Below are 26,451 nucleotides of genomic sequence, written 5' to 3' on the forward strand. Positions count from 1 at the left end.
GTAATGCGGCCTTCTTTGGCTGAGTTAGCCAGCAGGTCAGCATCAGCCACCAGCCGATTGACGGCATCCACACAGGTATTGAGGTTATTCTTGAGCGCGTTGAAATCACCTCGGTAATGTTCATTGATACGCGCGGGAATATCGCCTTTGGAGATACGATCAACATAGTTCGCCGCGACACTCAATGGGCCAATCACCGAATCCAGTGTATTGTTCACCCCTTCGACAATCTTGCGGAAGTCACCCTGATGCTTGCTGGTATCAGCACGCGTAGACAACTGGCCATCGACAGCTGCTTTTGACAGCATGTTGGCATCGGTCACCAGTGCATTAACCGCATCGATACACTGGTTGAGGTTATTCTTAATGGTATTGAAATCACCATTGTAATGATCACTTATTTTGGCCGGAATGTGGCCATGCGAAATATCTTCCACATACTTTGCAGCCACGTTCAATGGTCCAATCACCGCATCTAGGGTATCGTTGACCCCCTGCACGATCTTGCGGAAGTCGCCCTGATGCTTGCTGGCATCGGCCCGGGCGGATAAGCGCCCAGCCACCGCAGCCTGAGACAGCATACTGGCATCAGCAACCAAGGCCTGCACCGCATCAATACACTGGTTCAGGTTGTTTTTAATCGTATTGAAATCACCTTTATAGGCATCCGTGATTTTGGCTGGTATTCTGCCTTTGGAGATGTCATCCACGTATTGTGCAGCCACATTCAAGGGGATAATGACGCCATCCAGAGTCTGGTTAATACTATCCACCAATACTCTGTATTCGCCATCAAACTTGCTGCTTTCACCGCGCGCACTCAAATTGCCGGCACTGGCTGAACTGGCCAACTGTTTGGATTCATTGACCAGTGTATGTATCGTATGATTTAGTTTACCGGCTGAAATAATAACCTCGTCCAGTTCGTCATGCGGAACGATCTCTTGCTGCACCGCCTGAATATTCCCCTGTACCAGGTCTTCCATCATTTGTTTGGCCAGCATGGATTTAGCAATAATATCCCTGGAAACGGCATACACAATCCACAACACCAGGCACAGGCCCAACGCAGTCATCGCCAGTGTGGTATACAACTGATATTCTTGTTGAGTGATTCTTTTTTGCAGTGTGTGCTGCAGTTGATCCATCAACGCGTAATAGCTTTTATAGGCGATTTCAATTTGCGCACTCGCCTGATTGAAATATTGCTGCGAATCATAAGACAGAGATTCATTCTTTAAAATCGCAGTAAGCAGTAATTGCTTGAGATGCTGTGTGGCATCGAGCAAAGGCTGTATTTCTTGCGTATTCTTCTGGTCGTAGCGCGACAGCACATGCATATTGTGCATAAAACGGCCATCCGTCTGCTCCATGGCATTGACCAGCCCTTCCAGCTTCAAACGCTCATTTTCTGAAAGCGCCTGTTTAGCGAGCACACCAGCGCCGAGGCCACGCACTTGCGCCATGACTTCAATCAACGGCGGAACTTTTAACACCGCTGTATCCATCATGTAATAGGACTCTTCAAGCGGATCCAGCGTCAACCCACTGATATCTGCCTTAATTACCGTGGCTTCAATCAGAAAGTTAATAATTGCCGTATGTTTGACAAAACTTTCTTCACGGCTGGCGGCCAGGCTGGCCAATGTCAGGGTTTTATAATTCGTGATCGCGGTTTGCCACTTATCTGAAAACTCAATCCAGTAAGGATCGTCATGGCTCACTACCTGAGAAGTCTCATGCATGAAACGAATCGTTTCAATGTCCTTGTCCAGCTTGGACTCCAACTCGGCAATTTTCGGTTGCAGTTCGCGCTTACCTGAAAGGTAGTTGGCCATCATCCCACGATGTTTCTGCACATCCTCAATCATGACCATTAACGGGCTGATTAAGGCGATGCCTTGAACTTCAGCATCGGTTGTCCTGATATCTGCTTTATTTTTAAGAATATTGACCGAGGCGAGATAAGTTAAGGGCAGCAAGATAATACATGCCATCAACGTAAGTTTTTTGGTGATAGAGAGCTTGTTAAGCATGACGCATCCTCTGTGTTAATAAATTCAATCGAACAACCATCAATCGATTAAACATCGAGAAAACGTAAAATATAAGCGTTCAGACGTGAGGGATTATTACCGTGTGTCACGGGCGTCATGCATACGTCGTTGTATACATCTCAATCATGAAACGTCTGCATATTGTTCTCGCCGTTTGGCACCATGTACTGACTGTCCAGCCCAGACTGGAGTCAACACATCGTTTATCAATGGTGACTGCCTCGTTGCAATCAACCACAGCTGATAGATGGTTTTATCATGATAAAAGGACAGCAGCATTTTCAATTGAGGAAAAAAACAGGGGTTTATGTTTCAATCCATCACCAGCGATCTTTTCGAAAACTAGCGTTGCTTTTCTAGAGATAGCCTCCATACAGTTACGAATGAAACAGGCATAAAAAAACCGACTTTCGTCGGTTTTTAAAATTTATTTCATACAGCATGATTACTTATAATGGATAACCAATCACCGCCGATGCCCACAACAAAAAACCTTCAACCAGGGCACTCACCACTTTCAGAAAGACATTTGTCATGGGCTTTTCCTCTCACAGAAACAAGCAGACACATTGTTAAATCATTGCGTTAAAACTCTTCCCACTCAGTATCATCCGTACCGGTTTTAGTCGATTTGCCTGGTTGATAACTATTCGTATGTGCAGCCGGTTTAGGCTTGCTCACTGGCGCAGCCACAGCGGGACGGCTGGCAACTGCAACACGTGGCGCCGCAGAACGGGGGGCTTGTGTTGTACCGCCACGCACTTTAAACCTGTTCACGGTATCCATCAGGTTAGAGGCTTGCTCAACCAATGACTCAGCAGCGGCCGCAGCTTCTTCCACCAAGGCGGCGTTTTGCTGGGTCACTTCATCCATATGGTTAACGGCATCGTTGACCTGGTTAATGCCTGAGCTCTGTTCAGCAGAAGCCGCTGTAATTTCGCTCATGATATCGGTCACACGCTGCACCGAGGTCACCACTTCATGCATGGTTTCACCAGCAGTTTCCACCAGTTTGGTACCGTCAGCAGTTTTATTCACAGAGTCAGTGATCAGCTCTTTAATTTCTTTCGCTGCACTGGCTGAACGTTGTGCCAGATTGCGCACTTCACCTGCCACCACCGCAAAGCCTCTACCCTGCTCACCTGCACGCGCAGCTTCTACCGCAGCGTTTAGTGCCAGAATATTGGTTTGGAAAGCAATGCCATCAATGACAGAAATAATATCTTCAATCTTACGTGCGCTTTCATTGATTGCACTCATGGTGGTCACCACGTTACCAACGACTTCACCACCACGAATCGCCACTTGTGACGCGGCTTCAGCCATTTGATTGGCCTGGCGTGCATTTTCGGCGTTTTGTTTCACGGTAGAAGCCAGCTGCTCCATGCTGGAGGCAGTTTCTTCCAGGTTAGACGCCTGTTGCTCGGTACGGCTGGACAAATCGTTGTTGCCGCTGGAGATTTCATGTGCGGCTGTATTAATGGTTTCGCCTGCTTCACGCACGTTCACCAGAATATCGTTCATGATGTCCAGCAATTGGTTGATGGAGTTCATGGTCTCAACTGCAGCGCCTTTGGCAATCGAGCTATCCAGTCGATAGGTCACATCACCATCAACAGCGGATTTCAAGGCTTCTTTGATCTGGTTTTCCACGCGCTTCTCTTGCGTTTGGTCTACCCATTCAATCACGGTGCCCAGACGTTCGCCATCATTATCGAAAATCGGGTTTGCTGTCAGGCGGAAGAACATATCGCCGACACCAATTTCGGTTTGATGCTTGCCAGTCAGTCCACCTAACAGGTTACGCTGATGCGATGGATTTTTATGAAATACATCATAGCTTTGACCAATCAGTTTCTCTGCATCAAAGTGCGGAAATAACTGTTTGAATGTTTTGCTGGATTCGCGCATCAACTCCAGCGCAGCCGGGTTCATATAAGTAATGACGCCGTCTTTGTCGGCCATCATCAAACTATTCGATGAAGCCTCCAAAGCATTTTTGATCATGGTCGCTTCACGGGTTTTCACCTTCTGCGCCTGATCCGCCAATACCGCACTGGTAATGTCTGTAGCGAATTTAACCACTTTCACCGGCTTGCCATCCAGGCCGATAATCGGGTTATAAGAAGCCTGCAAGTAAATATCCTTACCTTGTTTACCATAGCGATGATAAACACCGACATCTGACTCGCCGCGGTTCAACTTAGCCCAAAACTCTTTGTATTCCTGGCTATTTTTAAAACGTTCACTGACAAACATACTGTGATGCTTTCCTTGAATTTCATCCAGCGCATAGCCGGTGAGATCAAGAAAGTTTTTGTTGGCGGTCAGCACATGGCCACTCATATCCAGCTGAATGACGCCTTGTGAGTTATTCACAGCGAATATCTGGCCTTCAAAGTCCAGTTGACGCTGTTTTTCCTGGGTAATGCAATAAGAGTAGACTTTTACTTTAAGCACTGAGCCATCTGCGCCGACAATCGGCACATAGCTGGTGCTAAACCAGTATTCGTTACCATTTTTGGCGACGCGACAGATTTCCAGCTTGGCGTTCTCGCCTTTATTCAACTTCTCCCAAAGTTGCTTATATTCAGCACTTTGGGCTGTATTTGCTTTTAACAGTATCGAAATATGCTTACCAATCACTTCACTGTGTTGATAACCCAGCGGCTTCAGGAACACATCGTTGCATTCAAGAATATTGCCTTTCAGGTCACATTCCATCACCCCAAAAGACTGATTCAAGGCTTTTTCTTCTTCTTGCAGCGCCAGATTACGCTTTTTATCCGCCGTCACATCAGTCAGATAAGCCACCACTTTACGTAGTTGCGAGCCTTGCATCACAGGCGCGTAATAGCCCTGGAACCAAACCTCATGCCCCTCTTTGTTATTCAGTTTGAAGCTACCACCTTGAGATTTACCGCCCTGCAAAGCATTCCAGAACTGTTCGTAGTCCGGCTTGCCAGCGTCTTCACGCGTCAGTAAAGCACGGTGATGCTGGCCGACCAGCTCTTTTGCGCTGTAGCCTAGCGATTGGCACAAATTGTCGTTGACCTGGCTGATATCCCCCTTGGCATTCAGCTCAACAATCGCTCTTGCTTTGTTGATTTCAGACTTCAGCGCGCTGAATTCAGCCACCTGATCCAGATTGTTACGATAATCCCGAGTCCCTGCCGCCAGCTTGTTCACGATGGTAGAAAACATAATTTTATCCTTGGAAAATATCTCTGTTTAGAGTAATCGCGCTTATGTTTTTGCTGTTGTGCACGTTTTTATAATGTTAGTTAATGTACAGCCGCTTCCATCAATTGCATCTCATCGCTGGTCATCAGTTTATCGATGTCCACCAGGATCAGCATTTCTTGCTCAATGGTCGCCAGGCCGACGATATATTTGGTGTCAATGCGGGTCACCAATGATGGCACTTCACGCAGGTGCTCTTCACGCAGCTCACGCACATCAGACACGCCATCGACCACAATGCCGACAATACGCCCGTTGAGGTTGAGAATAATCACCACGGTGAATTCGTTATATTCGACCTTGCCCAGGTTGAATTTGATGCGCAAATCGACGATAGGCACGATCTTGCCACGCAGGTTAATCACCCCTTTAATAAAGGATGGCATGTTGGCAATTTGGGTCACCGCGTCATAGCCGCGAATTTCCTGCACCTTAAGAATCTCGATGCCGTATTGCTCGCTGCCCAAGACAAAGGTCAGGTACTCACCCGCCGCTGTTTTCAAGCCATTGCCTGCGTTGCCGCTTAAGGAATTGCTCATTTCTGTGCTTGTACTCATTGCATATGCTCCTTATGCATTGATGGTATTTTGTGAAGTTAAATAATTCTGGTTGGAAAACGCCATGCCACCAGTCACGTAGTTTGTGGTTTGCCCCATTTGGATAATGGCTGGCACATCCAGAATCAATGCCACCGACCCGTCGCCCATAATGGTGGCGCCAGAGACGCCAGGAATGCGCTTGAAGTTGGTTTCCAGGCTCTTGATCACCACTTGCTGCTGGCCAACCAAACGGTCGACAAACAAAGCGGATTTCTTACCATCGGCTTCCAGGATCAATAACACACCATCAGTCGGGGTAGTGATCTGGGTCGGATGGTTAAACAAGGCATGCAAGGCGATAATCGGTAAATATTCGCCACGCACATGCACCATCAATCCTTCGCCGGTCACTGTTTTCAGGTCTTCGGCACGTGGTTGCAGTGTTTCTACAATCAGGTTCAATGGCACCACATAAACGCTCTTGCCCAACGACACAGACATGCCGTCCAAAATCGCCAGGGTGAGTGGCAGCGAAATTGAAATCGTTGTGCCATAGCCTAATGCAGAGCGAATCTCGATATGACCGCCCATGGAGGTAATATTCCGTTTCACCACGTCCATGCCCACACCGCGGCCAGACACATCGGTGACCACTTCAGCCGTAGAGAAGCCTGGTGCAAAAATCAGGCTAAACACTTCGTTATCGGTCATGCTTTCATTCACTGGCAAACCATTTGAGGCCGCTTTGGCCAGAATTCTGTCACGGTTCAAGCCACCGCCATCATCAGTCACTTCAATCACGATGCTGCCGCCTTTATGTGCAGCAGACAAGGTTAAAGTACCGCTTTCAGGCTTACCCATTTCACGGCGGACTTCAGGTTTCTCAATACCGTGGTCCACACTATTACGTACCAAATGGGTCAATGGATCGACAATACGCTCAATCAAACTCTTATCAAGCTCAGTGGTGGCACCACTGGTGACAAATTCCACTTTTTTGCCCAACTTGCCAGCCAGGTCACGTACCATACGTGGGAAGCGCGAGAACACAAAGTCCATCGGCATCATACGAATCGACATCACTGACTCTTGCAGGTCGCGCGTGTTGCGGGTCAACTGGCTGACGCTATTAATTAAGGCTTCGTTATCCACCGGGTCGAGGGCATTCACACGCTGCTCAATCATGGCTTGTGTAATGACCAGCTCGCCAACCAGGTTAATCAACTGGTCAACCTTCTCGATGCCAACACGAATCGAAGTGCTTTCTGCGCTTTGTGCGGCAGCAGGTTTATCAGTCTCACGACGCCCCTGTTGACGACGCTCTTCTTTCGGTGCGGCCTCGGCAGGCGTGGCAACAGCGGTTGCAGCAGCCTCTGCCTTGGCTTTTGCCATTGCAGCGGCTGCATTATCATCACCGATCATTTGTGCTTTAGGCGCATCCGGATGTGGTTTAAACGGTGCAAAGAAACCGTAGCCCTCTTCCTGCTGCTCTTCGCCATTGCTGGCGAACAGGCCATAGCCCATTTCTTCAGCGACTTGCACCCTGCCATCGTCAGCTTTTGTTTCAGTTTTGATAATCGGATCATTATCAAAGAAACCATAACCAGCCTCTGCCGCAGGGGCTGCCTCAACTGGCGCAGCCGCTGTTGCAGCTTCGGCTGGCGTAGCGGCTGGTTCACTGGCAGCATCGCCCGCTACCTGGATCACCAGGGCATCGGCGTCAACAATAAATGAACAGATAGACACAATGTCATCGGCACTAGAGTCCGTTTTAATCAGCACAGCATGTACATTCTCGCTGCGTTGATAAACCTCGACGTCACCCAACAAAGCCAGCTCATCTTTCAGGTTAGCCAGGTCTTTTTCAGTGACGGTTGGCAAACCAACGTCATACAGAGTCATACCCTTGGCTTTTTCTTCAGCGGTGATCGTCAATGCAGTTTTCGCCACTTCGGCGGCAGCCGTAGCGGCTGGCGTTGCAGCAGGTGCAGCCTCAGCGCTGGCAGCGGCCACCACAGGCTCAGCCGCGACGGCGGCTTTACCTTCTGAAAGTGATTTCAGCATCATGGCCACATCGCTCACTTGCTCAGCATTCACATCTGAACCATGGCGATGACCATCGACTTGCATCTTGATCACATCTTTGGCAGCCAAAAATGCATCAACGTGTTCGGTGGTCAACGCCATCTCGTTTTTGCGAATTTTATCGAGCAGGTTTTCCAGCACATGCGTAATTTCTGTCATGTCCATAAAACCAAAGGTCGCAGCACCGCCTTTAATAGAGTGTGCCGCCCTGAAAATAGCGTTTAATTGCTCAACATCTGGCGATTCCACATCGATACCAAGCAACAGGTGCTCTGCTTCAGCCAACAACTCCTCGGCTTCGTCAAAGAACACCTCGTAAAACTGGCTCATATCCACTGTCATTGTTTACTCCAGTTCCTTTACCAGCGGCGCTTAGGCACCGATTACTTTTTGGACAACTTCAATCAGGCGCTTTGGATCAAAAGGCTTCACCAACCAGCCATTGGCACCTGCGGCTTTACCTTTTGCTTTCATTTCGTCAGAAGACTCTGTGGTCAACATCAGAATAGGCACTCTTTGATAGGAAGCAAGCGTACGCAAATTGGTGATCAGTGTCAGGCCATCCATCACCGGCATGTTTTGATCGGTCAATACCAGATCCACCGTTTTCTCTTTGGCTTTATTAAGGCCGTCTTGACCATCTACGGCCTGCACGACATCATAGCCAGCAGCTTTCAGACTAAAAGCCACCATCTGACGCAATGATCCGGAGTCGTCTACTGTTAAAATTGTTTTCGCCATGTTTGATTCGCCTTTTTCACTAATTTCGTTAAACGCCGCTGTATTAAAATAAGTCTATGTCACCGGTAGCCAAGTTTTTCTGATCCACTGACTTGCGTAAATTGCCGGTCAGATGCTGGCTACCCTGATCAAAATTCTGGTTAAGCTGCATGATGAAGCGTCTGATTTCTTCATGCTCGTCATCAGCAGCCATCGGAAACTGATGACTGGACAGCTCATGTAACAAATCTTTTAAGCCATGCACGCGGTTGATGGTGCGCTGCAACAACTGGTTGGTCATGTCCTGAAACTGCATGCCAGTCACTACTTTGTTCACTTCCTGGCCGATGTTGTCCTGAAACACCTGCAATTGCTGCATTTCTTCAGGCTGCAACTTACCAGCCTCAACCAGCAACTGCACCGCTGCCTGCTGCTCCATTAACTGGGCATATACCGTCATAAAACTGGCACCCAGCTTTTCAATCGCTTCATTCAGTAAAAAGGCGGTTTGCTGCAAATCGGTTTCGATTTCGAGCAGATGCCAGTCACCGTGACGCGAGACCGCGGCCAGTAATTCTCTTAACTCTTCTATGGGCAATGTTTTCATAGTGGTCCTATCTTGCCTGATTTCCCTGTTTTTCAATCAAGAAATAAACAATGTAAAAATGACTTATTTCTTGTACGCTTTAACCGCCAACCTCTTCACCCATTTTCCCTGTCCTTCTTCAGGGCGCAGGCTTTTCCGCTTTATTCTGCAATGCTTCTACTTGCGTTTTATCATGCTCACTGACAGAAATCTGTTCGTTATCCTTGAGTAAATCCTCTTCGGTTTCCTTGTTCATCACAATTAAACTGATGCGGCGGTTAATCGGATTAAACGGATTCTCTTTATCCATCATGATGGCCGAACCCAGGCCAACCACACGCATCAGCTTGGTCTCATCCATACCGCCCGCAATCAGCTCACGCCGTGAGGCATTGGCGCGGTCAGCAGACAACTCCCAGTTACTGTATCCATGATCGCCATTGGCATAACCCGCTGCATCGGTATGCCCGGATAAACTGATTTTGTTATCCACGCCATTCAGCGTTTTGCCAATCTCGCGCAAAATCGTTTTGGCATAAGGCTGTAACTCGGCTTTGGCATTTTCAAACATGGGCCGGTTCTGTTCATCAATAATCTGCACCCTCAGGCCTTCACTGGTAATATCCAGCTTGAGCTGAGACTTAAATTGTTGCAGCGTCGGGTTGTCTTCGATGGCCTGCTCAATCTTGGCTTTTAATGCCTCCAGTTTGACTTTTTCGGCCTGTTTCAAGACTTCTTTAACATCTTCCAGCTTGACCGTCTTCAGCTTGCCTGGATCGCCTTCTACCGGCTTGACCTGACCCTGTTTTTTGGTGACATCTTTACCACCGGTATTTTTCAAGGCCGAATCACTCTGGCCGAGTGAAGGCCCCATCAACACCATATGCAAAGGCGTTTGAAAATACTCGGCAATGCCTTCTTTTTGCGCTTTCGAGGTAGACCCCAGCAACCACATCAACAGGAAAAACGCCATCATCGCTGTCACAAAGTCAGCATAAGCAATTTTCCAGGCACCACCGTGATGGCCACCGCCACCCTTTTTGATCTTTTTAACAATAATCGGGGCAATATGTTCTTCTGCCATGACGCTCTCCCGGCGGTCTTAATCTTGCACTTATTTGGATTTAGCCTGTTTGACGTGCTCTTCCAGCTCGGTAAAGCCAGGACGCTCGGTCGAATACAGGACTTTACGGCCGAACTCAACCGCAATCGGAGGTGCATAACCATTCAGGCTGGCCAGCAACACCACTTTGACGGTTTGAAAGCTCTTGCTGGATTCTTCCAGCTTTTGCTCCAGCAAACCGGACAGCGGGCCAACAAAGCCATACGCCAGCAAAATACCGAGAAAAGTCCCCACCAGCGCGTGCGCAATCAGGATACCCAGCTCAGCCGGTGGCAAAGCCACGTTTTCCATGGTGTGCACCACGCCCATCACCGCCGCCACAATACCAAACGCCGGCAAGCCGTCGCCCAGTTTGGCAATACAATGTGCAGGCACGTGGCCTTCCATATGGTGGGTTTCCAGCTCGTTATCCATCAGGTTCTCGACCTGAAAGGCATCCATATTGCCGGACACCATCAGGCGCAGGTAATCGCAGATAAACTCGACCAGATGATGGTCATGCACAATGGAGGGATATTTAGTGAATAAGGCACTGGACTCAGGGTCTTCAATGTCTTTTTCAATCGACATCAGGCCGTCTTTGCGGATTTTGGTGAGAATTTCAAACAATAAGGCCAGCAAGTCCATATACAACTGCTTGTTGTACTTAGACCCCTTAAACAAGGTGGGCACAGCTTTCATAGTGGCTTTAATGGCCTTGGTATCATTACCGACAATAAAGGCCCCAAACGCGCCGCCAAAAATCATCATGACTTCCAGTGGCTGCCATAAGGCGCCCAAATGGCCGCCAGCGAGTGCATAGCCCCCAAAGACCATGCCACAAACGACTACATACCCAATGATCACAAACATGCTTTGACTCCACTTTTAGCAGTTAACTGTGGAAAGCATAGCAATGCACGCCCCGATTCATTTTTTTAAATAAAAGGCATTTAGCCAGTTAAATCACACTGGTGACAATGGAAACGTCTGTCGTTTCAATGGGGTTAATACCGAATAAGGCCATCAGCGATGGCCGTCGAGGCGAGGTGACAGCGTGATAACACTATTTTTTGAGGTAGACGTACAAGGCTGGCGAATTGGCACTGGGGAACACAATATGCTCGGCTTGAATGTCAGGCACCGGAAACTCCGAGGTGACAAACAGGCAGCCTGGTCGCATTTCCTGTTGCACTTTTTGCCAGACGTCTTGCATCACAGCTGGAGACAGATAGGCAAATATCACATCTAAACTGGCAAAATCGATGGCGCGGTAATCACCGAAGGTAAATTTGACGCTGGTGCCGGAAAACAAGGCGCGCACGGCGCTCACGGCCCAGGGTAACGGGGCAATTTCAATGCCGGACACTTCATCGTGTATGCGCTGTTTGGCTAAAAACATTGCAATATCACCAATGCCGCTACCGATATCGAGCACTTTCAAGGATTGGTCACCGGCATGTTGCTCGAGAATGCGTTGCAAGGCACGCCAGGTCGCAGGAAAAGAGGGGTAAAACGGGACGCGCGTATTGTGTACAGACCAGTAAAGCGCCAATGTCATCACAAACCCGGCAAAATAAACACTGGCCGGTAACGCAACCTGCTGCATGAAAACAACGGCCACCGGGAAAGCCACATGTATCCAGCGCCACCAGACCGGCATGCGCGCGGCTCTCGCCAATACGCTGACGACGCACAAATGCGGCAATAACCAGAACCAGATGGAATCCAGCTGAATACCCAGACTAAGCAATTCAAACGCAAATACACTGTTGATCACGCTAGGCGCGAGGCCCGTCATCAACAGCATACTCACACACTGGATTAGCAATGCCTGACACCACAATCGTTTTGGCAAGAGACGCTGAACCCAGGGTTGGGATGGCAACGCCTCTGCCGGCAATTTTATCGAGTGCATGCTAAATCCTTCATTTCACAGGCAATATCAAACACCTGTTTGCAACCAGTTAAGCAGTCATTGAAACCAGTTTGTAGCTGAGTTCTTTGGCTTTTTTGGTTTTACCGGCACGTGAAGGAACGTGGCACAGGTTACATACATAATTCTGGTTCAAATCGTAGCTGTTGACGATGTATTGGCCACCGCAGCAATGACAGACTTTAGTTGTCAGCATTTTGCTTTCGATGAAACGCACCAGTGTCCAGGCACGGGTCAATGACAAGACTGGCTCATCTTGTTGTGCAGCATCCGGATTTTGAACTTGTTGCATGTAGAGCGTATAGGCTTTGATAATCGCCTGGATACCATCTACGCCAGCATAATCCACCATAAAGCGGTAGATATTATAGAAAATGGAAGAATGAATGTTTGGCTGCCAGGTCAAGAACCAGTCGGTAGAGAATGGCAACATGCCTTTAGGAGGAGAAACGCCTTTCATTTCTTTGTACAACTTGATCAAACGCTCGCGTGACAATGTCGTTTGGGATTCCAGCAATTGCAGGCGTGCGCCCAATGAAATCATTTGCATTGCCAGTTGAATTTGTTCTGCTTCGTTTACTACACTCTTCTTTTGCATGATAACCCTCTTTTCTATTTCTTATCGACAGATGGAAACGTCTACACTGTTATACAGTGGAGTCCGCAGCTTGTGCAGACATCAGTACTGCAGTATGCAGATGCGCTTGCGCTGGGTCTTTGGAGTAGCTGGTCAACATGCCCAGGATTTCGCTGTCATCAAAACGGAAGCGAGTCAGCAACATATTGGTATTACAGAGTTTCAGTAATTGCAGATTAGTCAGGTTTTCCAGCAGGTCTGCAATTTCCTTATTAATACCAAGGCGGAAAATCGCAGTGGCTTTGTCAGCGCGGATCAGTTGTTGGGCCAACATCAGATAGTTCAGGTTGGCATCTTTGATTTCAGCGAGTAAATCGTTTTGCATGTTCATGATCTTGTCTCCGTTTTTTTAGCGTTAATTTAAGTCCGCCTGAGCGTTAGGCGTACTTTGCGCGCAATCATGAAGAGCAACAATCAGGGTTTGTCGGTTTCTTTTGTAAGACAGACGAAAACAGCCACGTAGGTGTTTGTCTTACAAACCCCTACATGGCAATCACCATAACTATAAATATCAATAAGTTATGGCGTAATTTTAATGTTACACCGCAACAACTTTACGTCTATGTTCGCAGCATTATTCTGATTCCAATTCAAAAAATAATTAAAGTTTTCCTGTTGTATTCCGTAAACAACTGTTTTTTGTCTGTTTNNAACTATTTGTGCTATCCCGGTTAACGACAGCACAAACTAAAACTTTAGGGTTGCACCTCAAAAAAACCAAACAAACCTCATAACATATTGTTTTAAAAAGAATAATAATTTTATTATTTGCACTCCTTAACATCTGGCAAGCCGCAACTGATAGAAAGCGGTCAATAAGCCCTTTTATTCCAGACATAAAAAAGCGTTTTTCTAGCCAATAATCACTCACAGGAAATACAACTTGTGTGTTGTATCTGTGAAACGAAAGAGTCGAGGACATGGCAGCTGAAGACAGCGATATGGAAAAAACCGAAGACGCGTCCCCCAAGCGATTGGAGAAGGCACGCGAAGACGGCGATATTCCCCGCTCTCGCGAACTGGCTGCGTGTGCGGTGCTGTTTACCACTGGCATGGCCATCATGATGTTGAGCCGTCCACTGGGTGAGGCCATGAAGAATGTGTTGAGACAAGGCTTGAGCATTGACCATGCCATGGCCTTTGAGCCGCAACTGTTGATCGTGCACATGATGAAAGTGGTTGAGCAAGCCTTGTGGGCATTTTTGCCACTGGGCGTGATTATTGTCTCAGTAGCCGTGGCGGCACCGATTCTGGTCGGTGGCTGGGTGATGTCACAAAAATCACTGGTGCCTAATTTTGGCAAGCTCAATCCGATTAAAGGCCTGGCTAATCTGTTTTCCAAAAACTCGCTGGTCGAGTTACTGAAATCGATTGCCAAAACAATTCTGGTGGCGTCTGTGGGCTACACCATCGTTAAAAAAGATTTGCAGCCTATGCTGAGCTTGTCGCAGATGCCTCTTGCCGCCGGGATCAGCACTGTAAGTGACTATATGGTCACCGGCTTTCTGACCATTGCCTCTGCGCTGGTGTTGATTGCCGTGATTGATGTGCCCTACCAGCTCTATCAATATGCGCAGAAACACAAAATGACCAAACAAGAGCTGAAGGATGAAGCTAAAGAGTCAGAAGGTAGTCCTGAGATTAAAGGCCGTATCCGCCAGCAACAACGCGAGATGGCCCGCAGAAGAATGATGAGCAATGTGCCGCAGGCAGATGTGGTGATTACCAACCCAACCCACTATGCGGTGGCGATTCGCTATAAAGAAGGTGAAAACGGTGCGCCGATTGTGGTCGCTAAAGGTGCAGATGTGATTGCACAAAAGATCAAGGAAATTGCCGCTGAACATGAAGTCATGACGCTGGAATCGCCAAAACTGGCACGTGCCTTATATGCACATGCCGAGCTGGAGCGTGAGATTCCACAAACACTCTACGCAGCAGTGGCCGAGATTCTGGCCTATGTGTTCCAGCTGCGTGTATTTAAACAGCATGGTGGCGTGCGTCCTGCGATGCCAGCCAACGTGCCAGTACCAGACGCGCTGGATCCACATGCGCTAAATGCCGCGCCAGCAAGTGCGGCAGTGATTGAATAATTGCAGGCTGAGGAGTTTACGATGAACAATTGGCAACAATGGATGGGGAAAATGGACGGACGAGCAATCGCCGCGCCACTCATTATTGTATTGCTGCTGGCCATGATGATCCTGCCGTTACCGGCCATCATGCTCGATGTATTCTTCACCTTTAATATTGCACTGTCTATCCTGGTCTTGATGATAGGCTTGCAAACTACCAAGCCGCTGGACTTTATCGCCTTCCCTACCGTACTGCTGATGACCACCATGCTGCGCCTGGCGCTCAACGTGGCCTCTACCCGCGTGGTGCTGACTGAAGGCCATGCTGGCCCGGATGCGGCCGGTAAAGTGATTGAAGCGTTTGGCCACTTTTTGATTGGCGGTAACTACGCCGTCGGTATCGTCGTGTTTGTGATTCTGACCATTATTAACTTTACCGTGATCACCAAAGGTGCTGGCCGTATTGCTGAAGTCGGCGCCCGTTTCACTTTGGATGCGATGCCTGGTAAGCAAATGGCGATTGACGCCGACCTGAACGCAGGCCTGATTGGCGAAGACGAAGCCCGCCGCCGCCGTAAAGAAGTTGGCCAGGAATCAGAATTCTACGGCGCGATGGACGGTGCCAGTAAATATGTGCGTGGTGATGCCATTGCCGGTATTTTGATCATCATCATCAATATTGTTGGCGGCCTGATTGTCGGCATGGTGCAACATGACCTCGCCTTTGATGAAGCGGTTAAAAACTACACCATGCTGGCGATTGGTGATGGCCTGGTGGCACAGATCCCTTCACTGGTGATCTCAATCGCTGCCGGTGTGGTGGTTTCCCGCGTGGCCAACAATGAAGATATTGGTGGCCAGCTGATTAGCCAACTGTTTGAAAATCCACGTGTGCTGACCGTGACCGCCGGCATTATCGGCGGCATCGGCCTGATCCCAGGCATGCCACACCTGGCTTTCCTCGGTCTGGGTGGTCTGTTGGGTGGCCTGGCTTATAACGTGAAGCAAAAACAGGAAAAAGCCAAACAGCAAGCCGTGCTGGAACCGCAGCCAGAAGACAAACTGGCGCCAGCCAGCGAAGCCGAAGAAGCAACATGGAACGATGTGCTGCCAGTTGACACCATCGGCCTGGAAGTCGGTTACCGACTAATTCCTCTGGTGGATAAAGGCCAGGGCGGCGAACTGCTCAAGCGTATCAAAGGCATCCGCAAGAAATTTGCCCAGGAAATTGGCTTTTTGGCGCCAACGGTACATATCCGCGACAACCTGACACTGAAACCAAACGCCTATCGCATCACTATGAAAGGTGTAGAAATGGCCAGTGGTGAGTCTAACTTCAGCCAGATGCTGGCGATTGACCCAGGTGCCGTCACCGGCGAGCTTGATGGCGCGAAAACAACCGACCCGGCATTTGGCCTGCCAGCGGTATGGATTGAGCCAGACCGTAAAGAATATGCCCAAAGCCTGGGCTATACCGTGGTCGACGCAGGCACGGTGATTGCCACCCACCTCAACCATATTATTTCACTGAATGCAGGCGAACTGCTGGGCCGTCAGGAAGTACAACAGTTGCTGGACCATATGGGCAAAGACTCCAGCAAGCTGATTGAAGAAATCGTGCCAAAAATGATTACGCTGTCCAGCCTGCAAAAAGTATTGCAAAACCTGCTTAACGAAGGCGTACATATCCGCGATATGCGCTCCATCCTTGAAACACTGGCTGACCATGCACAATACACCCAGGACACCAATGACCTGACGTCCATGGTGCGTATCAAACTCGGCCGCGCCATTGTGCAGGACCTGTTCCCATACAGTAATGAAATTACCGCCATGACGCTGGATGGCCAACTGGAAAGACTGTTGTTGCAAGCCTTGCAAAACAATCAGTCCAACCAGAGCGTGATTGAGCCTGGCATTGCAGAAAGACTGTCGCAACAAACTGAAGTCGCTGCCAGACAACAAGAGCAAATGGGCCTGACACCCGTTCTGCTGGTCGCTGCCCCGCTACGCCAGGCTTTATCCAGATTTTTAAGAAGAACCGTCCCGCATCTCAGAGTGCTGTCGCATGACGAGCTGCCAGATAACAAATCCATTCGTGTCACCAGTTTAATCGGAGCGCAATAATATGAACATCAGAAGATTTTTTGGCAAAAATGCACGTGAAGCATTGGCGCAAGTCAAACAGGCATTAGGGGACGATGCCATTATTGTCGCGAACCGTAGTGTCAATGGCGGCACCGAAATCATGGCCATGCTGGAAACGGATATTGCATCCAACGCCAGCTCAGCGCCGACCGATATGGGCACGGATCAATCTCGCAGCTTGCTGGACTTTGTGAATGCACAAGGCCAGCCGACTCGCCAGGCAGCGCCGCAAGCGGCGATGTCTGCACCTGGCGTGCAAAACAACACGCCAGTGGCTGAAGAGCCCGCCGCCAATGAAGGTGCCATCATGGATATGCTGAAACTGCATAGCGAGCAACAAGAACAGGCTTATCAGGTGGCGACGCAAACACTGGAAGACAAAATGATGGGCATGATGCAGGAAATGCGTCAGATGCGTAGCCATTTTGAAACCCAGATGAGCGCGATGACCTGGCAGCATCACTTGCAACACAGCCCGGCCAAGTCCAAAGTGCTGAGCACCCTGCTCTCTGCCAACTTCAGCGCCTCACTGTCACGCCAGATTGCTGAAAAAATGCCACAACACATTGATGTCAACAAAGCACCAATGTGGGCCAAAGAAGTGATTAGCCGTAACCTGCATACACTGGACGACGAGGATGCATTGCTGGACCGTGGCGGCATCTACGCCCTGGTTGGCCCGACAGGTGTTGGTAAAACCACCACCACGGCCAAACTGGCCGCACGTTATGTGATGAAACACGGCACCCAGAACCTGGGCCTGATCACCACCGACAGCTACCGTATCGGTGGTTACGAACAACTGCGTATCTACGGCAAGATCCTGGGCGTGATGGTACATGCCGTCAAAGACGAAGAAGACCTGAAAATTGCACTGAATGAGTTGAAAAACAAACATATGATCCTGGTAGACACGGTAGGCGTCAGCCAGCGTGATCAAGCCGTGACTGAGCAGCTTTCCATGCTGAGCCGAGCCGATAGCCCAATTCAGAAATTGTTGTGCCTGAATGCCACCTCTACCGGTGACACGCTGACCGATGTGATGCGTAGCTACAAAAAACATGATATCGCTGGTTGTATCGTCACCAAGCTGGACGAAGCCGCAGCGATTGGCAACGTGCTGGATGTATTGATCCGCGAACGCATGCGTTTGTTCTACACCACCAGTGGCCAACGCGTGCCTGAAGATATTGAAGTGGCCGACAAACCAGCACTGATCGAACGCGTGCTGACGCCGCATCAGGCCAGTTTGCCTTACCAGTACCTGGACGAAGAGTTGCCGCTGGTAATTTCCAGCATGATGCAAACGGCTGGCCAGGAGCAGCAACATGTTTAATTACCGCGACCAGGCGGATGGTTTGCGCCGCATTATGGCCAAGACGTCGGCACGGATTATCAGTGTGATCGGCGCCAATGGCCAGCCTGCCACGCCATGGATGCGCAATCTGGCACTGGGCATGCTTGCCCCTGAGCAACGCTTGCTGTTGATACACGCGAACCGCCAGCCAGCGCTCGCGCACTCATTAGAGTCGATTGTGACGCACAACAGTGCACTCAAACGCGCCATTCTCAAACATCCGCAAGGTTATGACCTGACCTGTTTGGCTGAAAATGACCTGTTAACCTCGCCTTTATCTCAAGATTTAAAAGTGCAGCTGGACGGTATAGTGAAACAACTTTCGTACGATTACGATACCGTCATGATAGAAGCACAGCTGGATACACAAGACCACAGCTTGATGATGCCATTGATTGCCGAGCATGAACTGGTGATTCAAATGGACAGATCTGAAGCGGCCATTAAAGCCGCCTATACGACGATCAAGCATATCAGCCAGCAACATGGCCAGATTCCTTTGGGTGTGGTTGTCACAGGGGCCAATCATGATCAGGGTCAACAATACTTTATGCGTTTGAACCAGGTATGCAAACAGTTTCTGGGCGTCACCCTGGACTTTATCGGCGCGATGCCGCTAGAAGAGCCAGCGGGTGCCGCGCAGAAAAAAACAGGCAATGCCAAGACAGAGGTCGCCAAGGCTGGACAGACCGCATTGGCGTTTAAATCAGTGGCACATCGTCTCGAAAAACAACGGATCACCACGCCATCGCTGGCTGTTGCCTAAAGTAAAAAGAGGAAAAACATGTATACCGCTAAAGGCAAGACTCAAAATACAGATCAAATGCTGAAACAGCATAGCGGCTTGGTCAAAAAAATGGCTTATCAGTTAAAAGCCAAGCTGCCCTCCTGCGTCGAGCTCGATGACTTGGTGCAAGCTGGCATGATCGGCCTGATGGATGCGATTCAGCGTTACGAAGATAATCACGGCGCACAATTTGAAACCTATGCGTCACAGCGCGTGCGCGGTGCCATGCTGGATGAGTTACGCGGCGCTGACTGGCTGCCACGCGGCATTCGCAAAAATATGCGCGATATCGAAGTCGCCGTACAGCAACTGGAACAAAAGTTTGGCCGTCCGCCAACTGAGTCCGAAATTGCCAAGCATATGAACTTCACGCTGGATGACTACTATGATGTCTTGAGTGATTGCCAGGGCCACCAGCTGATTTACTACGAAGATTTTCAGGACGACGATGGCGGCGAGCACTTTCTTGACCGTTATGTCGATGACGATACCAGTGACCCTGTCAAATCATTGCTGGAGAGTGATTTCCGCGAGGCATTGATCGACTCGATCGACCACTTGCCCGAGCGCGAAAAAATGCTCATGGGCTTGTATTACGAGCAAGAGCTCAACCTGAAAGAGATCGGCGCCATTATGAGCGTTTCAGAATCACGCGTCTGCCAGTTGCATAGCCAGGCAGTGGCGCGCTTGCGTGCGTCTATGCGCGATAAATCCTGGACCGGAGTGGCCTGATGGACTGGGGCAGTATCGCCGGGCTGGTCATCGCCCTCGCCGGACTGGTAGTTGGTCAAGTCATCGACGGCGGTCACCTTAACTCGCTGATGCAGCCTGCAGCGTTTGTCGTCGTCATTCTCGGCACGACTGGCGCGGTGTTACTGCAAACCGAATTCAAGCAATTCATCAAAGGCATGCGCATGCTACGCCTGGTGTTTGTGCACCCACAGGACGATAGAAAAAAACTCGCCATTAAAATCAATCAATGGAGCTTGCAGGCGCGCAAGGAAAGCGTGTTGTCGCTGGAAAGTTATATCAAGCGCGAGCAAGATCCTTTCGTACGCAAAGGCTTGCAATTGCTGGTTGACGGTACGCCCGCTGACCGTATTCGCGAAGTGTGTGCCATTGATATGTACTACTATGAATTACAGGAACGCGAAGCCGTCAAAATCTGGTCGGCTGCTGGCGGTTATGCGCCAACAGTTGGTATTCTGGGCGCTGTACTGGGCCTGATTCACGTCATGGAAAACCTGTCTGACCCGGCCAAAATCGGTAGTGGCATTGCGGTTGCCTTTGTGGCCACCATTTATGGTGTGGCATTGGCTAACCTGGTATTTTTGCCGATTTCAAATAAATTAAAAGGCCATGTCCAGCACGAAATGTCCAGACGTGAGATGTTGCTCAATGCCTGGGTGTCGATTGCCCGCGGGGATAACCCTAAACTGGTCACTGAGCGCCTTGAGTCCTACCTGCACCTGCGGGAGTCCTGATGTACAGACGCCAGAAGCTGGATGAGGATGATGAAAGCCACGAACGCTGGCTGATTTCTTACGCCGACTTTATCACCCTGCTATTTGCCTTTTTTGTGGTGATGTACGCGACCTCGACCATCAACCTGAATAAATACCGCGCACTCTCCAGTGCCGTGGTCACTGCGTTTCAAGGCAAACCGGGGCAAACGGATGCACCTGAAGCCCAGACACAAGCCACGTTGCAGAACCAGAGCTCCGTGCTCAAGCCCTTGCCATTAAGCTATTTATATCAAGAGAAAAAGCTGCGCGACCAGGAAAAGGTACGTGCGATCGGCCAGCAAGTGGCGAATGCACTCACGCCATGGATAGAACAGAAACTGATCACGGTGTACCAGTCTGAACTCGGGATTGAGGTTGATATTCAAAGCAACCTGCTGTTTAACAACAATCAGACGAGCTATAGCGCACAAGCACCAGCGATCTTGAATGCACTGAGTGCGCAGCTAAAAAACGAATACCGCACCATACAGGTCGAAGGCCATAGCGATAAACAACTGTTTAGTGGTCAGGCAGATGCAGAAACCAAGCGTTGGGAATTAACGGCAGCACAAGCAGCGCATATCACCGCCAGCCTGGTAGCGCAAGGCATTGCCAGTAAACAACTGACCGCCATCGGCATGGCAGAGACCAAGCCTGTGTCGAGCAGTGACAATGCGCTGGCACAAGCAATGAATACGCGCATGACTATCCGAATTTTAACGGCTGAAAGCAGTGCCCAGCAAACCAGCAATGTGGCTAACAGGCAAGAAATACAGGCTGGTGCAGTGGATGCCACATCGCCGTCAACAGACGCCGCATCTAGTTCAGCACCGGCACAAGAAACAAGCCAAGAGACAACCAGCGCAGCAACACCATCGATCCGCTAAATCAGCGCTTCCTGCAACCAGTCGTTAAACTGTTCAATCGGCATCGGCTTACCGAACAAAAAGCCCTGATAGCGGCGGCAGCCGTTATTCAATAGCAACTCCATCTGCTCTTGTGTTTCCACACCTTCAGCGATCACACTGAGATACATGCTTTGTGCCATGGCAATAATCGTCCGCACAATTGTACGATCATGGCTATCGGTGACAATATCATTCACAAACGAGCGGTCGATTTTAAGTTGATACAGCGGTAACTTCTTCAAATACTGTAGCGACGAATAACCGGTACCAAAGTCATCCAGCGAAAATTGAATCCCCAGTTGGCTCAGTTCGGCCATGATACGCACGGCATCATCCACGTTTTCGAGCAAGACGCTTTCTGTGAGCTCCAGGCGCAATGCATTGGGGTTAATCTGGTGGCGCTGAATACAGGCTTTGACCATCGCCACAAAATTGGCCTGGCAAAATTGGCGCGCGCTGATATTGACCGATAAACTCAGCTCGCGGGTATTTAATGACTGTTGCCAGAGCGCAACTTGGGCGCAAGCCTGGTCTAGCACCCACATGCCGATTTCGATAATCAGGCCGCTGGTTTCAGCCACAGCAATAAATTGCAACGGTGAAATCAAGCCCCGCTGCGGATGCAGCCACCTTAACAAGACTTCTGCACCAAACGGGCGACCGGTATGATCGACCTGCACCTGGTAATGCAAGCGCAACTGTTGCTGGGCGATAGCTTCACGCAACTCTGTTTCAAGCATGACTTGCGTCGCAATTTCAGTCTGCATGCCTGGCTGATACACACAGGCATGGTTACGCCCGCCCTGCTTGGCTTTATGCATGGCAATATCGGCGGCTTTCACATAATCGGTGTCGCCCGTGCTGATATCGTTAAAGCTGCATAAGCCCATGCTGGCCGTAATCGGCAATTTTTGACCGCTGACTTTAAACGGGCGCTCGAACACCTTTTGCAGTTTACGCTGCATCGATAATAGCTGCTGCAACGCTTTATCCGCGGATGCCGCCAGGCCTGAAAGCAAGACCAGAAACTCGTCGCCACCCATGCAAGCAGTAAAGTGCGGCTCGGCCACTTTTTGCAACCGTTCTGCCACTTGCTGCAACAAGCTATTGCCTGCGGCATGGCCATGCGCCTCATTAATCCATTTAAAGTGATCGAGGTCGATATATACCACGCCCCAATGCGCATCGGTAGCAGGCTGCGCACGTAATTGCTGCAGCACCTCATAAGCCCTTTTGCGGTTGGGCAAGCCAGTGACAGGCTCCAGGTAGGCCAGGCTTTGAATCGACTCTTGTGACAAGTGGCGATCAACCACCAGGCTCATCAGTTTGGTCGCCTGCTCTATCATGGATTGCTCAAGCGCACTTGGCGTTTGTGGCTGGCGATAATAGATAGCAAACGCCCCCAGTACCTCACCATCTGCATTTAAGATAGGCTCAGACCACCCTGCCTGCACGCCTGAGGCCAATGCAGCCTCCCGGTGATTGCCCCAATAAGGGTGCGTCATCACATTTTCGACAATCACCCGCTGCTTGATGGCGATGGCAGTTGCCAGTGAGCCATTACCGGCTTCAAGCTGCAACTGGCGCAAGGTTTGCAGCAATGCTTGCGGTAAGGAGGGGGCAATCACGGTTTGTACCAGTTTGCCCAGATTTTTTGTTAACACCAGCGCGCAATACACATCAGCGTGCATCGCTTCAATATCACGCACCATTTTTTCTAAAATCCTGACCGCATCCTGTTCTTTTAGGATCAACTCCAGAATAGAAAATTGAAAGCGTTCATAGGCAATCGCACGTAACTTCTCTTGTTGAAACGCCAAAGCAGACTGCTGTTCATTGGTGATCTCCCGCACCAGCAATAGGCTGCGCGGTTCACCAGTCTCGAGGCTAAAGTAATGGGCACTGCATTCCAGCCAGCGGTTTTGGCTGTCATGGCAGGCAATCTGTATCGTACGCTGAGTAATTTCTGGCGCAGGCTGCGCCAGGATGGATTTAATCGGGTCATGTGTGATCAGTGGCAGGCAAGCCCACAAGTCACACCCCGACTCAAGTGTATGGCAGACCATAACAGAGCGGCAATTGCCGAGAGAATCGGTCTCTGCTGCAATATAAAAACCGGAATAATCGACCAGTGAGCGCCACTGATCAAAGGCGTGACTTACGCCCAAAGAAGCGCCAAGGCCAAAAGAAGCGTTCAAGCGCGCTGAAGCCTCCGAACTGCGTGACGCACTCAAGACCTGACCTGCCAATACCACTGCATTTGGCTCGATATTTACTATAGACATCGCATACTTTCACAACCGCAGTGCAAAATCTAACTGCCGACAACTAGGCACCCTCTGCCCGTCGGTTGTTAAGATGACACACCCCCGAAGAATTTTAGTTGGGAGTCAATCCAGCATTGATTGCTCCCTTTTATATTTACGATGATGTGTCAAAAAGCAAATTGATGTCAAGACAAATTCATGGCTAAGGCCAGACATTAACAACTGTCATCGGCGACCGTCACATAGATGTGACAACAAGCGGTCAAAACTCCATTTTCCGGCCCCTTGCGTCACCAGAGGCAACAGCATTAACAGGTAAATCAGCGGCAGTTTGTAGTTACCAAACCCATCCCCCTCCACGTCCTCAAAACGGTAACCGTTGAATAAATCCGCCATACTGCTCCAGTGCTCTGGCCAATGCACGCTAGCAATCGCTACCACGGTCAATACCATCAGACTGAGGCTGAAAAAACGTGTAAACAGCCCCAGCAGTAGCGCAGCAGCACCGACTAATTCAAAGGTCATGGCAATATTCCAATTGACCTCCGCGGGCAACAAATCAAACGGGAAAGGAAATTGCAAATCTGCAAACCAGTTTTGACCGTGCAGCTTGGCCCACCCTGCTTCACCGAACTCCCAGGCCAAGATCAGGCGTAAGAGCAAACCCGGTAGCCAGTCATTCACCGTGTGGAGAGTTAAAATCAGGGATTGATATTTGAGAACGAAAGAGTGACGAACGAAATATTGAAACATGGGCGGCTGCCTTTCCAGGATTGAAGTAGTATTACTTAGTCTTCAATCTAGAAAGCACCTTACATATTACCGCTAACTTTCTCTATTACTTGAGAAAGGTAGCCAACGAAGTGCTATCAACAGCGCAAATACCAGACTGTAAATCACAGGCTCAGTCACATCTTTTTTCACCAGCCACCAAAAGTGCAGCAACACCAGTACGCCAATCACATACACCAGCTTATGCAAGCTTTTCCAGCGTTGCTTGAGTGCTTTTATCGCGCGCTGGTTAGACGTTGCTGCCAGGGGCAAGGTCAGCAACAAGGCAGCCGCCCCCACCAGCACGTAAGGATGCTTGACGATATCTTTCACAATATCGGCCCAGTCAAACTGGTAATCCAACCAGAGATATGTCGTCACGTGCAGGCAGGCATAAGCAAACATCCATAGCCCCAGCAAGCGACGCACCGCAATCAGCCAGGCTTGTTGCGTGAGATGCCTGAGCGGCGTGATGCTGAGCGAGAGCAGTAAAAACACCAATGCCCAGGTGCCGGTAGAGCGCTCAATAAACTCGACCGGGTTGGCGCCAAGACCATCGCTAACACCCAGGTAAATCAAGCGCGAAACAGGGATAAGTGCACCCAGCCAGATCAGGCATTTAAGATATTTGATTGCTGCCTTTGCTGACCATGCAGAGAACCATTGCGGCATAGTCATGCTAGAAATTTTTCTGTAAATCCATACCGGCATATAACTGCCCTACTTCATCATAGCCATTAAACAATCTGGTTTTAATGCGCCCGGCAAACAAGCCTGCGCCGATGCGCTTTTCGGAAGACTGTGTCCAGCGCGGATGATCCACCTGCGGATTCACATTGGCGTAAAAACCATACTCGCGTGCACTCGCCTTCATCCAGGAGGTGTTCGGCATCTGCTCAACAAAACGAATCGTACTAATGGCCTTGGCCCCTTTAAAACCATACTTCCATGGCACCACCAGGCGCACAGGCGCCCCATTCTGGTTAGGCAACACTTTGCCATACAAACCAACCGCCAGAATCGTTAACGGCTGCATGGCTTCATCCATGCGCAAACCCTCGTTGTAAGGCCAATCCAGCACTGGAATACGTGCTCCAGGCATATGGCGTGGATCGTTATAAGAAATAAACTCAATATATTTGGCATTGCCGGTTGGCTGCGCCCAGTCGATAAGCGCTTTGAGCGGCAACCCAACCCACGGAATCACCATAGACCAACCTTCCACGCAACGCATACGGTAAATGCGCTCCTCCAGTGGTGCCAGTTTCATGAGTTGCTCAATACTGATGGTCTTCGCCTGCTTCACCGCGCCTTCAATCCTGATCGTCCACGGCGTCGGCTTAAACAACACCGCCTCGCGGGCCGGGTCTTCCTTGCCTGTGCCAAACTCGTAATAATTGTTATAGCTGGTCACATCTTCAACGCTGGTCAGCTTCTCTTCTTTGCCATAAGCTGTTTTCTGAAAGTCTAGCGTTTGTGCCGCGTGCGCCTGCGTAGGGAGTAAAAGACTGGCTGCCGCCACGCCCGCCGCTTTTAATACATTACGGCGCTGCTCAAACACGGCTTGTGGCGTGATTTCTGAAGGCAAAATACCGCTAGGATTGCGGCGATTGTTATCCAGTAGCATAAAATTTCCTGTCTGCCTGATTGTGTATGCTTATTTGTCGCATATGACAGGGAAACCTTACAGGGGATTCCAGCAAAAAGGTAAATCTTTTGCAAGTGAGG

22 protein-coding genes are annotated in these 26,451 nt (G+C 49.7%); 7 read left to right on the plus strand and 15 right to left on the minus strand.

Annotation, left to right across the window (positions count from 1 at the left end):
- From B3355_RS04805 to flhD, 11 genes are all read right to left on the minus strand, one after another.
- Positions 1 to 2,036: chemotaxis protein (locus tag B3355_RS04805; protein ID WP_292780813.1), on the minus strand; the 2,036-nt coding region annotated here is incomplete at its 3' end.
- A gap of 606 nt (positions 2,037 to 2,642) precedes the next feature.
- Positions 2,643 to 5,261 carry a methyl-accepting chemotaxis protein gene (locus B3355_RS04810; RefSeq protein ID WP_292780816.1) on the minus strand — a complete coding sequence of 873 codons (2,619 nt, stop codon included), beginning with the start codon at positions 5,259 to 5,261 and terminating at the stop codon, positions 2,643 to 2,645.
- Positions 5,262 to 5,341: 80 nt separating this feature from the next.
- Positions 5,342 to 5,857 (minus strand): chemotaxis protein CheW, encoded by a 516-nt coding sequence (locus B3355_RS04815; protein ID WP_019882302.1) that lies wholly within the window; start codon positions 5,855 to 5,857, stop codon positions 5,342 to 5,344.
- Positions 5,858 to 5,869: 12 nt separating this feature from the next.
- Positions 5,870 to 8,266: a chemotaxis protein CheW gene (locus tag B3355_RS04820; protein WP_292780820.1), complete on the minus strand. Its 2,397-nt coding sequence runs from the start codon at positions 8,264 to 8,266 to the stop codon at positions 5,870 to 5,872.
- Between the two features lie 30 nt (positions 8,267 to 8,296).
- The gene (locus tag B3355_RS04825) at positions 8,297 to 8,665 is read right to left on the minus strand and encodes a response regulator (protein WP_019882300.1); all 369 of its coding nucleotides are present in this window, start codon (positions 8,663 to 8,665) and stop codon (positions 8,297 to 8,299) included.
- 43 nt (positions 8,666 to 8,708) lie between these two features.
- Positions 8,709 to 9,251 carry a hypothetical protein gene (locus B3355_RS04830; protein ID WP_047518011.1) on the minus strand — a complete coding sequence of 181 codons (543 nt, stop codon included), beginning with the start codon at positions 9,249 to 9,251 and terminating at the stop codon, positions 8,709 to 8,711.
- Positions 9,252 to 9,369: 118 nt separating this feature from the next.
- Positions 9,370 to 10,314 (minus strand): flagellar motor protein MotB, encoded by a 945-nt coding sequence (motB, locus tag B3355_RS04835; RefSeq protein ID WP_019882298.1) that lies wholly within the window; start codon positions 10,312 to 10,314, stop codon positions 9,370 to 9,372.
- Between the two features lie 30 nt (positions 10,315 to 10,344).
- Positions 10,345 to 11,205, minus strand: a complete 861-nt coding sequence (gene motA / locus B3355_RS04840; protein WP_019882297.1) for a flagellar motor stator protein MotA — start codon at positions 11,203 to 11,205, stop codon at positions 10,345 to 10,347.
- Positions 11,206 to 11,398: 193 nt separating this feature from the next.
- The gene (locus B3355_RS04845) at positions 11,399 to 12,142 is read right to left on the minus strand and encodes a class I SAM-dependent methyltransferase (RefSeq protein WP_292780831.1); all 744 of its coding nucleotides are present in this window, start codon (positions 12,140 to 12,142) and stop codon (positions 11,399 to 11,401) included.
- A gap of 157 nt (positions 12,143 to 12,299) precedes the next feature.
- The gene (gene flhC / locus B3355_RS04850) at positions 12,300 to 12,866 is read right to left on the minus strand and encodes a flagellar transcriptional regulator FlhC (RefSeq protein WP_019882295.1); all 567 of its coding nucleotides are present in this window, start codon (positions 12,864 to 12,866) and stop codon (positions 12,300 to 12,302) included.
- A 49-nt stretch (positions 12,867 to 12,915) separates the two neighbouring features.
- Positions 12,916 to 13,236 (minus strand): flagellar transcriptional regulator FlhD, encoded by a 321-nt coding sequence (gene flhD / locus B3355_RS04855; protein ID WP_019882294.1) that lies wholly within the window; start codon positions 13,234 to 13,236, stop codon positions 12,916 to 12,918.
- Between the two features lie 589 nt (positions 13,237 to 13,825).
- Here flhD and flhB point away from each other — a divergent pair.
- Genes flhB through B3355_RS04890 form a run of 7 tightly spaced genes read left to right on the plus strand, consistent with a single transcriptional unit; the run spans position 13,826 to position 21,664 of the window.
- A complete protein-coding gene (flhB, locus tag B3355_RS04860) occupies positions 13,826 to 14,998 on the plus strand; it encodes a flagellar biosynthesis protein FlhB (protein WP_292780838.1) in 1,173 nt (390 codons plus the stop codon).
- 21 nt (positions 14,999 to 15,019) lie between these two features.
- The gene (gene flhA, locus B3355_RS04865) at positions 15,020 to 17,107 is read left to right on the plus strand and encodes a flagellar biosynthesis protein FlhA (RefSeq protein ID WP_024930095.1); all 2,088 of its coding nucleotides are present in this window, start codon (positions 15,020 to 15,022) and stop codon (positions 17,105 to 17,107) included.
- Position 17,108: 1 nt separating this feature from the next.
- The gene (flhF, locus tag B3355_RS04870; protein WP_292780842.1) at positions 17,109 to 18,464 is read left to right on the plus strand and encodes a flagellar biosynthesis protein FlhF; all 1,356 of its coding nucleotides are present in this window, start codon (positions 17,109 to 17,111) and stop codon (positions 18,462 to 18,464) included.
- Positions 18,457 to 19,251, plus strand: coding sequence for a MinD/ParA family ATP-binding protein (locus tag B3355_RS04875; protein ID WP_292780844.1), 795 nt, complete (start codon positions 18,457 to 18,459; stop codon positions 19,249 to 19,251). The genes flhF and B3355_RS04875 overlap by 8 nt, the downstream gene beginning before the upstream one ends.
- 18 nt (positions 19,252 to 19,269) lie before the next feature.
- Entirely contained in the window at positions 19,270 to 20,004 is a 735-nt protein-coding gene (locus B3355_RS04880) for an RNA polymerase sigma factor FliA (protein WP_019882288.1), read from the plus strand.
- Positions 20,004 to 20,756 carry a flagellar motor protein gene (locus B3355_RS04885; protein ID WP_019882287.1) on the plus strand — a complete coding sequence of 251 codons (753 nt, stop codon included), beginning with the start codon at positions 20,004 to 20,006 and terminating at the stop codon, positions 20,754 to 20,756. Before B3355_RS04880 ends, B3355_RS04885 begins: the two co-directional genes overlap by 1 nt.
- Positions 20,756 to 21,664, plus strand: coding sequence for a flagellar motor protein MotB (locus B3355_RS04890; protein ID WP_292780851.1), 909 nt, complete (start codon positions 20,756 to 20,758; stop codon positions 21,662 to 21,664). The genes B3355_RS04885 and B3355_RS04890 overlap by 1 nt, the downstream gene beginning before the upstream one ends.
- On the opposite strand, the gene B3355_RS04895 is transcribed toward B3355_RS04890, so the two are convergent.
- The 4 genes from B3355_RS04895 to msrP form a co-directional block, all read right to left on the minus strand.
- Positions 21,661 to 23,970, minus strand: a complete 2,310-nt coding sequence (locus B3355_RS04895; protein WP_292780854.1) for a putative bifunctional diguanylate cyclase/phosphodiesterase — start codon at positions 23,968 to 23,970, stop codon at positions 21,661 to 21,663. The two genes, B3355_RS04890 and B3355_RS04895, sit on opposite strands and share 4 nt — an antisense overlap.
- 207 nt (positions 23,971 to 24,177) lie before the next feature.
- A complete protein-coding gene (locus tag B3355_RS04900; RefSeq protein WP_292780857.1) occupies positions 24,178 to 24,705 on the minus strand; it encodes a DoxX family protein in 528 nt (175 codons plus the stop codon).
- Between the two features lie 72 nt (positions 24,706 to 24,777).
- Positions 24,778 to 25,401 carry a sulfite oxidase heme-binding subunit YedZ gene (locus tag B3355_RS04905; protein WP_414683408.1) on the minus strand — a complete coding sequence of 208 codons (624 nt, stop codon included), beginning with the start codon at positions 25,399 to 25,401 and terminating at the stop codon, positions 24,778 to 24,780.
- A gap of 1 nt (position 25,402) precedes the next feature.
- Positions 25,403 to 26,350, minus strand: a complete 948-nt coding sequence (msrP, locus tag B3355_RS04910; protein ID WP_292780860.1) for a protein-methionine-sulfoxide reductase catalytic subunit MsrP — start codon at positions 26,348 to 26,350, stop codon at positions 25,403 to 25,405.
- Positions 26,351 to 26,451 lie beyond the last annotated feature (101 nt).

Origin of the sequence: Methylophilus sp. UBA6697 (assembly GCF_002454655.1) — a bacterium.
Lineage (GTDB): Bacteria > Pseudomonadota > Gammaproteobacteria > Burkholderiales > Methylophilaceae > Methylophilus.